The sequence below is a fragment of the Chitinophaga ginsengisoli genome, from assembly GCF_003014595.1.
GTDB classification, from domain to species: domain Bacteria; phylum Bacteroidota; class Bacteroidia; order Chitinophagales; family Chitinophagaceae; genus Chitinophaga; species Chitinophaga ginsengisoli.
The window spans coordinates 65708-77007 of record NZ_PYGK01000015.1; the positions used below are offsets into that span (position 1 = coordinate 65708).

The window sequence follows — 11300 nt, forward strand, 5'->3', positions numbered from 1 at the left end:
TGTTAGATCATTATGAAACGCAATATATTAACATGGAGCCTGGTAGCGGGATACGCAATGTTCTCTGCTTCCTGTAGCAACTTCCTCGATGAGAAGAGTGTGACCAAGCTGGATGAAAGTCAGGTATACTCCGACGTGAACCTGGTAGAAACAAGTCTGAAAGGTGCTTACGCAAGCTGGAAAGCTGTGCGTACCGATGAACAGGGACTCATCATGATGATGGGTACTGACGAAATCCAGCAGGGTGCCTTGCAAATGAAGAGCGATGCTGCTAAAGGAGGGTTGGACCGCTACGACGGTAACCTCAACTCCACATTGGCACACCTCTCTAACCAGTGGGGTATTCGTTGGCCTATTGTGAATGAAGCTGCAAGGATCATCAAAGGCTTGAGCTCATCGCCTGTTACCCCTGGCTCCCGTGAAGCGAAATTGGTGGGTGAAGCTTCCTTTATACGTGGTTTTCTGGATTTCCAGCTAGCCATGTACTGGGGTGAAATTCCTATTCGTGACCTGGACCATGAAGCTGCATTAGGTTTCCACCGTCAGCCATTGAAAGATGTATGGACATTCATTATCGCCGACCTGCAACGCGCTGCGGATAATTGTCCTAAGACCAACGATGCCGGACGTGCTACGGCCGGTGCTGCATGGGCGATGCTGGGTAAGGCTTATATGTCCGCTCCCGTAAGCACAGGGCTGCGTGATTTCTCTAAAGCAGCCAACTGCTTTGAAAAGATGATGGGCGATTATTCCCTGGTGCCTTATAAAAATCTGTGGGACTACAACACGCCAAATACAGCAGAAGCCATCCTGGAATTCCAGTTCGGCCCTGTGTATCCGAACAATAACAAGATCCAGTTCCAGATAGGTTCCCGTGCTGTACAGGCATTCTTCGGAGATGGTTGCTACTATTCCGGATACGATAAGATCGTACCTACTCAGTATGCCTATTCTTCTGTAGATAGCGGTGGTATCTGGGAACCAGGCGACCAGCGCAGGTTTGAAGCTATCCGCTACGATTTCACCTACTATGGTCAGACGCCTAACCTGGACCCGCTCAAATGGGAAGACCTGGGTAATGATTACGATGAGCTGATGCCGCACGTAAAGAAATATGAAGACTTCCGTACAGACAAACATGCAGATAACAAGATCAATAACATGTGGAACTCCGGTAAGAACATTCCGGTATTACGCCTGGCGGATATTAAACTGTGTTATGCGGAATGTCTCAATGAACTGAGCCGTACAGCGGAAGCGGTGAATGTGGTAAATGAGGTACGTGCACGTGCATGGGGTGGTACTTTGCCTGACAACAGGAAATGGACGACTATGGGGCAGGATGCTTTCCGTACAGCGATCATGGACGAGCGTATGCGTGAACTGTTTGCAGAAGACTGGCGCCGTATAGACCTGATCCGTACCGGTAAGTATGTGGAGTATGTGAAGGCACGTAACAAATGGACAAAACAGTCAGGAACCATCCAGGCTTTCAATGTACTGTTACCGATTCCGGATACAGAAATGAAACTGAATGGCGATATTACACCTGCTGATCAGAATGAAGGCTATCATTAATTGTCACTTTTAAATGGGGCAGGTCCGCTGATTACAGGCAGCGGACCTGCTTTTATCTTTATTATGAGGAAGATACTAGGAATTGCTCCGCACATGCTACTCGCAGTGGCCGCACTTTTATGGGGGAGCGTAGTTCATGCTGCTACGCCCGCCGACTGGAAGATCGTGTACGATAAAAACAGTAAAACCCTGCATCTTACAAGAGCAGTAGGTGACGTCGATTTTCAGTTGTATGCTTCTTATAAATGGAACGGGAAGCTGATCACTACAAAGGATTATGCCGGTGGCATACAGTCAGTGAGATCATTGAAGGATGCATTCGGTAAAGGGGCCGTGGTCCAGGTAACTTATAAGGATGATCAACTACCAACATTGGTACAATCATTCTACCAGTATCCCGGCAAAGACTACCTGCTTACCGACTTTACGCTGGAAGCAGCTTCCGGCAACATCGCATCCAACTACATGGCGCCGGTGAATCTGGGGGATGTGTCAAACGTATTGGGTAACGGCGACAGACGTGCGCTGTTCATCCCTTTTGATAATGATAAATGGATCCGTTTTCAATCTCACCCGCTGGACTTTACTACGCTTACCAGCTATGAAGCCACGGCCGTCTTCAATGGCAATAGCCGCAAAGGGGTAGTAGTGGGTTCGGTAGAACATGATTTCTGGAAATCAGCCGTGATCATGAATAAAGAAGGCGCTGCTTATACATTGACCTGCTTTGGAGGTATTGCAGATTCCACCACCCGCGACATCGTACCGCATGGCGCGCGTGAAGGTCATCTCATCAGATCACCTAAAGTAATGCTCGGTGTATTCAACGACTGGCGTGCAGGTATGGAGGCTTATGGTGCCGCTAATGCGACCATCACTCCTCCAAGAGCCTGGAAAAAGGCCCTGCCCATGGGATGGAATAGCTGGGGTGTATTACAGTTCAATATCAGTTATGAGAAGGCACTGGAAGTGTCAGATTTCTTCCATGAAAATCTGCAGCCAAACCATTTCGTGAATGGCGACGGAGAACTGGTAATAGGACTGGACTCAGGCTGGGACCGTTTCACGGAAGAGCAGTTGAAGGATTTCGTAAAGCACTGTAAAGCCAATGGCCAGATGGCAGGCATTTACTGGACGCCATTCACCGATTGGGGCAAACGTCCGGAGTCTGACATAAAGGAAGCACCACAGTATAAATTCAAAGACGTTTACCTGTATGCCAATGGCCAGCCGCAGGACCTGGATGGCGCCTATGCTATAGATCCCACGCATCCGGCTATTGAAGAGCGTATGAAGAAAGTGTCTGCTCTCTTTCACCGTTGCGGCTTCCAATACGTAAAAGTTGACTTTATGGCGCATGGCGCTATTAACGCAGATAAATGGTATAATCCCGGAATTAAGTCCGGTATAGCGGCGTATAACTATGGTATGCAATTGCTGGATAAATACTTCGGCGATATGTATATCAACCTCTCCATTGCGCCTATATTTCCTGCTCAGTATGCCCAATCCCGTCGTATAGCCTGCGACGCCTGGAACAAGATCAGGGATACTGAGTACACCCTCAATGCGGTTTCCTATGGCTGGTGGATCAATAAGATCTATCGGTTCAATGATGCAGATCATGTGGTGCTGCAGCAGGCTTCAGAAGGGGAGAACCGCGCCCGTGTTACTTCTGCTGTCATCACCGGACTGTTTATTTCCGGTGATGACTTTAGTAAAGGAGGTAGCGAAGAAGGAAAAGCGAAAGCTAAACAGTTCCTGACTAATGCAGAAGTGAACGGGGCTGCTATGGGGCATAGCTTCCGTCCGGTTGAGGGAACCGGAGTGCGCTCCGAAGACCAGTTCACCTTTACAGATGCGAAGGGCAATACTTATTACGCCGTTTTCAACTACACAGAAAACGCCCGTAACATACAGCTGCCACTGGAAAGACTGGGACTTAATTTAAACAAGCGTTATACAGTACGTGATCTCTGGTCGCATACAGATATTGACGCCGCCGGCACTATCAGTATCCCGGCAAAAGATGTTCGTTTTTTGAAAATCAATAGCAAATAAGCAAGCAATAAATTGTATCAATGAGGAAGAAGATATTATCCATTTTGTTTTTCCTGGTTGTTGTAACCCTTACAGCAGTACAGGCGGAGACGATTCATATCTCCACCAATGAAACAGAACTCGTATTGCAGACCGCTCAGAACGGCCGGCTCTTTCAATTGTACCTGGGGCCACGTCTGTCATCTCCGGACGACTATGCGAACCTGACAGCGAAGATGAAGGCTAAGAATGATGGACAGGCATGGGAAGTGTACCCGGTGTCCGGTACAGAAACTTACTTCGAGCCAGCCTTTGGCATCAGGCACAACGATGGCAATCTGGCTACGGTATTACAGTATGTGTCGCACAATGAGAAGAAAGTAGCGGAGGGTGTTACTGAGACCGTGATCACATTAAAAGATCCACTGTACCCTGTACAGGTGAAACTGTACTACCGGGCCTATGCAAAGGATAATATCATCCAGTCATGGACGGAGATCAGCCATAACGAAAAGCAACCGGTGAATATCAGCCGCTATGCATCGTCTATGCTGTACTGGAAACGCGCTAAATATTTCCTGACTGAGTTCAGCGGCGACTGGGCAAAGGAAGTGAATATGAGCACTACCCAGCTGAACTTCGGTAAAAAGGAAGTCGACACTAAACTGGGCGCCAGGGCTGATATGCACGTATCGCCCTTCTTTACCGTAGGCCTGGGTGAAGCGCCCCGTGAAAATGAAGGGCAGGTACTGATGGGGACCCTCGCCTGGACCGGCAACTTTCGCTTCACCTTTGAGGTAGATAATGAGAACAACCTGCGTGTTATCTCCGGCATCAATCCTTTCGCATCAGATTATACATTGGATCCTGGAAAGGTGTTTACTACGCCTTCTTTCATCTTCACGCTGAGCAATCAGGGTACAGGTGAAGGCAGCCGTGATCTGCACCGTTGGGCACGTAACTATCAGCTGAAAGATGGTAACGGCGATCGCCTCACCCTGCTGAACAACTGGGAATCCACCGGCTTTGATTTCAATGAAACCAAACTGGAAGGACTGATTGAAGAAACAAAATACCTGGGTACGGACATGTTCCTGCTGGATGATGGCTGGTTTGGTAACAAATATCCCCGTCACAGTGATACCCAGGGCTTAGGCGACTGGCAGCCAACCGCGAACAAACTGCCTAATGGCGTACCTGCACTGGTAAAGGCAGCCACCAAAACCGGCGTGAAATTCGGCATCTGGATAGAACCGGAAATGGTAAGTGCTAAAAGTGAGCTGTTTGAGAAACATCCTGATTGGGTGATCCTGTTGCCTAACCGGGAGCCTTACTACTTCCGTAACCAGCTGGTACTTGACCTCAGCAATCCGGCAGTACAGGATCATGTATTCGGCGTTGTAGATCATCTCATGACAGAGAATCCGCAGCTGGCTTACCTGAAATGGGATTGTAACAGCCCGATCACCAACATCTATTCGCCTTACCTGAAAGACAGGCAGAATAACCTGTATATTGACTACGTTCGTGGTTTGTATAAAGTGCTGGACCGCATTAAGGCGAAGTATCCGAATCTGCCGATGATGCTTTGCTCCGGTGGTGGTGGTCGTACAGACTACGAAGGCCTGCGTTACTTCACTGAATTCTGGCCCAGCGATAATACAGATCCGATAGAGCGTCTGTTTATCCAGTGGGGCTATTCCCAGTTCTTCCCTGCTAAGTCTATTGCTGCCCACGTTACCAGCTGGAATCATGATGCCAGCATCAAGTTCCGTGTGGACGTGGCTATGCAGTGCAAACTGGGCTTTGATCTCAACATAAAAGAGCTGCCTAAGGATGAACAGACTTTCTGCCAGTCAGCAGTAGCTACATATAACCGGATAAAAAGCATTAATTTCAGCGGCGACCAGTACCGACTTGTTTCCCCATACGAAGGAAATCATACTGCGACCATGTATGTAAGCGAATCAAAAAAACAGGCGGTCCTGTATGCATATGATGTGCATCCCCGCTTCGGAGAAAACATACTGGCAGTACAGTGCGAAGGCTTGAATCCGGCAGCGAAGTACCGTGTGAAAGAGATCAATCTGATGCCAGGACAAAATCCTGATGAAGCGTTCAATGGCAAGGTCTATTCTGGTGATTACCTGATGAAAGTAGGATTAGATGTATTTACGACAATTAAATTACATAGTCGTATATTGGAGTTGGAAGCTGTAGAATAGCTGGGAAGCACTAAAAGAAAATTCAACCTGTTGGAATGAATACGATTTTTGAAAAGATACAGGAGCTCGACGAAATACCTTCATACTCCAAGCATGAGCGCTTTGTAGAAGGGATCGTCAATGCTATCAATGAGAAGATCATCACTGTAGGCGATGCTTTGCCTTCAGTGAACGCCATGATCTCCAGCCTGGGCTATGCCCGGGAAACTGTGATCAAGGGCTACCGCGAGTTGCAAAACAGAGGTCTCATTGAATCCAAGAACCGGCTGGGGTATTTTGTCTCCGACGATAATACCCAGCAGTCGCTCAAGGTGGCATTGCTCATGTATACGATCGATACTTTCCAGGAGCAGTTCTACAAGAGCTTCCGGAACGAACTGGGCGCCAACGTGCACCTGGACGTATTCTTCCACCATGGCAACATAGATGTTTTCGAAACCGTATTCTCCATGGTAAGGAACCGCCATTATGGAATGTACGTTATTTCGCCTATTCATCATCCCCGCACAAGAGAGCTGCTGAACACAATACCGCGTCAGAAGCTCCTGATGTTCGACCGTTATGAACCGCTGGAGGGAGATTTCCAGTATGTCGTACAGGAATTTGAGCAATCCTCTTATGCTATCTTTGAACAACTGGCTACGGTGATAAAGAAGTTCGATAAGATGTTGTTCTTTCATAATCCGGACTCGCTGTTCCCGCCAGAGATAGTTAAGTCCTTCCAGCGGTTCATTAAAGCACATCATATCAAGGGGCAGGTGTTACGGAGCTACGAACCAGGCTCTGTAGAGAAGGGTGTTGTGTACTATATTAACGACAACGCAGAACTCTGGAACCTTCTGAGGGATTGCACTGCGAAAAAAATAAAACCGGGAAAAGATATTGGTATACTTTCGCATAATGATGAGCCGGTAAAAGAGCTCGTCGGCAATGGTATTACCACGTATTCTGTCAGCTTCAATGATATGGGGAAACGCGCTGCCCAGGCAGTGCTGAGCCGGGAGGCGGTACATGAAGTACTGCCCACGAAGCTGATCAGACGTAACTCGCTTTGATCATATGAATGTTGGGGCCTTATTGAGTTTCCTTCTGTTTACCATCCTGGTGGCAGTCATCTCCTGGTATAAAACCCGGAAAGAGAATCTGCAGACTGCTGCCGGACTGTTTTTCGCCAACCGCAACCTGGGATTCCTGGTAGTCGGGGGCGCCCTCTTCTTTACCAACATCAGCGCTGTACAATTTATCGGAGAGAATGAACTGGTATACACCAACAACATGAGTGTAATGGCCTGGGGCATATCTTCCGTATTGGCCATGCTGATCGTGTCTGAGCTTATTATGCCGGTCTACCTGCGCAGCGGTATTTCCACTACGCCGGACTTCCTGGAAGAACGTTATGATATTGGTACCAAACGTTTCGTATCGGTTATCTTCCTGATCAGTTATATCGTCAACATGCTGCCTTCTGTGTTATACAGTGGCGCTATTGCCTTTAATGGCCTCTTTGGTTTATCGAATGCGCTGCATATCAGTTACTGGGCCACCATCTGGATACTGGTCTGGCTTATAGGATTGATCGGTTGCCTTTACACCGTGCTGGGAGGATTGAAGGCCGTAGCTATTTCAGATACCGTGCTGGGTGTGGGGATGTTCGCAGGAGGCATACTGCTGCCTTATGTAGCGCTGAAGTACCTTGGGCATGGTTCTGTAAACACAGGTCTGGATCTGCTGCTAGCTGCACGTAGAGACCATTTTAATGCCATAGGCAGCGCAAAAGATGCGGTACCATTTCCCACTATCTTCACCGGCATGTTCCTGGTAAACCTCTATTATTGGGGTACGGAACAATACATCGTACAACAGGCCCTGGCCTCCCGCAGCCTGGCTGAAAGTCAGAAAGGGATTGCGGTCGCTTGTGTAGGTAAGATCATCTCGCCCTTACTGCTGAATATTCCCGGCCTGATAGCTGTGATGCTCTACCCACATCTCGATAATACAGCAGAAGTATTTCCCAGGATTGTCAGTGATGTCTGTTCTCCGGTACTCACAGGCTTTATAGCTGCCATCACTTTTGGGGCTGCGCTGACTACCTTCAACGCAGGATTAAACAGCACCAGCACCCTGTTTGTACTGAATCTGTACAAACCATTCAAGGAATGGCGACAGGAAGCCGTAAGCGAACGGCAGGTAGTACGGGTCAGCAAACGTTTTGAACTACTGGTCTGTCTGTTGGCTATGTTCATTGCACCTTTCATTGTCTTTGCACAGCAGGGTTTGTACACCTATATCCAAAAGGTAAGTGGTTTATTCAGTGTGCCTATCTTTACCATCCTGGTAGTAGGTCTGTTGCATAAACGTATGCCCGCTATAGCCGCCAAGATCGGACTGACCTTTTTCATTATCACCTATTCGGTGTCACAGCTGTTGGTAGATACCGGCTTGCATTTCCTGCATGTACTCGCTATCTTATTCGTAGCGACAGTATTGCTGATGTTATTGATAGGCACCTTGTACCCGCGCAAAGAGCCCTTTGTACAGCAATGGAACAACATCGTGGATCTCCGGCCATGGAAAAGACGGCATGTATATACCGTGCTGCTCTTACTGGCGATGGTAGCACTGTTTGTGGTCTTTTCGCCACTGGGCCTGGCGGAGTAATTTAAACCAGGGCCTCCTTATTGTATTTATTTCTATACTCCAGTGGCGACATGCCCGTGATTTTCCTGAATACTTCTCTGAAGGCTTTTATGTCAGCGTAACCGACTTCATACATCACCTCGTTGATGGTCTTCCGTGTATTCTCAAACGCTTTTTTAGCCGACTCAATTCGTACTCTTTGTGAGTACTCAACAGGTGTATTGCCAGTCGCCTTGATGAACCTCCTGTCGAAGTTCCGCCGGCCAATAGCAAACCTGGAAGACAGGTCTTCCACACTTATTTTCTCCTGCAGATTATTCTCGATATATGCCTGTGCTTCCTTGATCATTTCATCTCCATGCCGTTTCTGGCCTGTAAATATGGTAAATGCCGACTGGGCCTGTCTGTCAATATCAATTTGAAATACCTTGGCGCAATAGATAGCTGTTTGTCTGTCGTAATACTTCTCTACAAGGTAAATGATCAGGTTGAGGAAAGAATAAGCGCCTCCATTCGTATAGATACCATTTTCATCAGTGATCAGTTTATCTGCCTGGAGATGCACTTCCGGGAACAGAGTCCTGAAACTATCTGCTGCGGCCCAGTGTGTAGAACAGTTTTTTCCATCCAATAATCCTGAAGATGCCAGCATGAAAGCCCCCGTACAGATACTGGCTATTTCCGCACCGCCTTTATATTGTTGCGCAATCCAGTCAATCAACAGTTGATTCCCTTTCACCGCCTTCTCATAATTGTGGTTCAGGGAAGGAATGATAATGAGATCAGTCTTAGCGATAGCGGAAATATGGGTATGCGGCTTTACCGTAAACAAGCCGCCATAGAAATCCACTTCTTTTGAAATGCCAGCCAGTTCGATCTTAAACAACTCCTTTTTACCAGTCCCTTTCCAATACTCATTGGCGCGCGTAAAGATCTTATAAGCGCCAACGATGCTGCTCAGGTTGTTCTCTCCCTCAGGAACGATGATGGTAAGATGTTTCATGAAAAACTTTTACCAAATATAGAAATTTACATTGTCTGAATCGGTAACAAAACACAAAACGGAACAAAACGCAAACGGAACAAAACATCGATGGACTCCTTTAGGAGTCCCATTGTTTGTAGCGCGGGGTGGCAACCCCGGGGAACGGTGACAACCCCGCCCCCTATATTCCCGTTTTTATCATTAATTTTAAATACAAACATCCAATCCATATGAACCCAAACGAAATCAAAAAAGAAGACATCAAACAGGAAGTATTCGACCTTTATGATGACTATGCACATAGCAGGGTAAACCGACGTGAGTTTATAGAAAAACTCTCCGTCTACGCCGTCGGCGGACTTACCGTCACGTCTCTGATGAGTTTCCTCATGCCTGACTACCAGGATTCCATTCAGATAAAGGCCGATGATCCGCGTCTGAAATCCGAATATATTTATTACAACTCCGACAAGGGTGGTGGAAAAATGAAAGCCCTGTTGTCCAAACCTGATGGCGCTACAAAGAAGTTGGGAGGTGTTGTTGTCGTGCATGAAAACCGGGGACTGAACCCGCACATTGAAGATGTGGCCAGAAGGGTCGCCCTGGCGGGATTTGTTTCTATTGCGCCGGATGCTTTGACACCTTTGGGCGGCTATCCGGGTAGCGACGACAAGGGCCGTGAATTACAAAGTCAGCGGGACAGGAACAGCATGCTGGAAGACTTCATAGCGGCTTTTGAATACCTGAAAAGCCACCCCGACTGTAACGGAAAAGTCGCCGTAGTGGGCTTCTGTTTTGGTGGCTGGATAGCCAATATGATGGCAGTCCGCATACCCGATCTGGCAGGGGCTGTACCTTATTACGGAGGACAACCAGCAAAGGAGCAGGTACCGCAGATAAAAGCGCCATTGCTCCTGCACTATGCCGAACTCGATACTCACGTGAACGAAGGATGGCCGGCCTATGAAGCAGCGCTGAAAGAGAATAATAAGCAGTACACGGCTTACATCTATCCGGGCGTAAACCATGGCTTTAATAATGATACAACTCCTCGTTATGACAAGGCCGCAGCAGAACTAGCCTGGAAACGCACGATAGCATTTTTTACAAAGGTTTTAAGCGTCTAACCAACATCGATGATGCATGAAAATCATGGAGAACAGGAAACACAACGCTTTTGAAACATACAATATCATCGCGGGATGGTTTGATGAAAACCGTTCGCGCCACCTGATGGAAAAAGCTTACCTCGATAAGCTCATCGACATCGTGGGTAAAGAAGCAGCTGTATTGGACCTGGGCTGTGGTACGGGAGTACCTATAATGGTATATCTCCTGGAACAGGGACTACACATCACAGGAGTAGACGCAAGTTATCGTATACTGGAAATTGCACAGCAGCATTTTCCGTCCGCAGATTTCATCTTGTCTGATATGCGCAAATTGTCACTCAACAGAAAATTTGATGCACTGATTGCCTGGCATAGCTTCTTTCATCTACCCGCTGAAGATCAGCCCGCTATGTTTAGTATTTTCAGATCACATTTAAATAAGAACGGCGTCCTTTTATTTACCTCAGGCAATGAGCATGGCGAGGCCTGGAGTGAGAATGGAGGAGAAAACCTGTTCCACGCATCCCTGGATAGAGCGCAGTATCAGGCACTGCTGGAAGAACACGGTTTTCGTATCCTGTCATACAAGGAAGACGATCCCGAATGTAGCGCAACCGTATGGATGGCACAGCTGAGATAGCGACATAACCGATAATAGGGAGAGCGAAAGTAGCACGCGGTTTCAGATGGGAATGTCGGGCCTTCGGCTCTCCGGTGACACGA

General features: G+C 47.7%; 8 protein-coding genes. 7 read left to right on the forward strand and 1 reads right to left on the reverse strand.

Features of this window, described 5'->3' with window-relative positions; translation table 11 throughout:
* Positions 1-12 precede the first annotated feature (12 nt).
* The 5 genes from CLV42_RS26760 to CLV42_RS26780 all read left to right on the forward strand — a co-directional run bounded on the left by CLV42_RS26760 (position 13) and on the right by CLV42_RS26780 (position 8501).
* Positions 13-1578, forward strand: coding sequence for a RagB/SusD family nutrient uptake outer membrane protein (locus tag CLV42_RS26760; RefSeq protein WP_106605012.1), 1566 nt, complete (start codon positions 13-15; stop codon positions 1576-1578).
* 63 nt (positions 1579-1641) lie between these two features.
* The gene (locus CLV42_RS26765; RefSeq protein ID WP_106605102.1) at positions 1642-3639 is read left to right on the forward strand and encodes an alpha-galactosidase; all 1998 of its coding nucleotides are present in this window, start codon (positions 1642-1644) and stop codon (positions 3637-3639) included.
* Positions 3640-3659: 20 nt separating this feature from the next.
* Entirely contained in the window at positions 3660-5843 is a 2184-nt protein-coding gene (locus CLV42_RS26770; RefSeq protein ID WP_106605013.1) for an alpha-galactosidase, read from the forward strand.
* 35 nt (positions 5844-5878) lie between these two features.
* Positions 5879-6898: a GntR family transcriptional regulator gene (locus tag CLV42_RS26775; protein WP_106605014.1), complete on the forward strand. Its 1020-nt coding sequence runs from the start codon at positions 5879-5881 to the stop codon at positions 6896-6898.
* A gap of 4 nt (positions 6899-6902) precedes the next feature.
* On the forward strand, positions 6903-8501 hold the full coding sequence (locus CLV42_RS26780) for a solute:sodium symporter family transporter (protein WP_106605015.1): 1599 nt from the start codon (positions 6903-6905) through the stop codon (positions 8499-8501).
* Between the two features lies 1 nt (position 8502).
* Here the strand turns inward: CLV42_RS26780 and CLV42_RS26785 are convergent, their stop codons facing one another.
* Entirely contained in the window at positions 8503-9483 is a 981-nt protein-coding gene (locus CLV42_RS26785) for a GlxA family transcriptional regulator (RefSeq protein ID WP_106605016.1), read from the reverse strand.
* 212 nt (positions 9484-9695) lie between these two features.
* Between CLV42_RS26785 and CLV42_RS26790 the strand changes: the two genes are divergently transcribed.
* Together CLV42_RS26790 and CLV42_RS26795 are read left to right on the forward strand one after the other, a co-directional pair.
* Positions 9696-10592 carry a dienelactone hydrolase family protein gene (locus CLV42_RS26790; protein ID WP_106605017.1) on the forward strand — a complete coding sequence of 299 codons (897 nt, stop codon included), beginning with the start codon at positions 9696-9698 and terminating at the stop codon, positions 10590-10592.
* 25 nt (positions 10593-10617) lie between these two features.
* Positions 10618-11217 (forward strand): class I SAM-dependent DNA methyltransferase, encoded by a 600-nt coding sequence (locus CLV42_RS26795; protein WP_106605103.1) that lies wholly within the window; start codon positions 10618-10620, stop codon positions 11215-11217.
* The last annotated feature ends 83 nt before the right edge of the window (positions 11218-11300 follow it).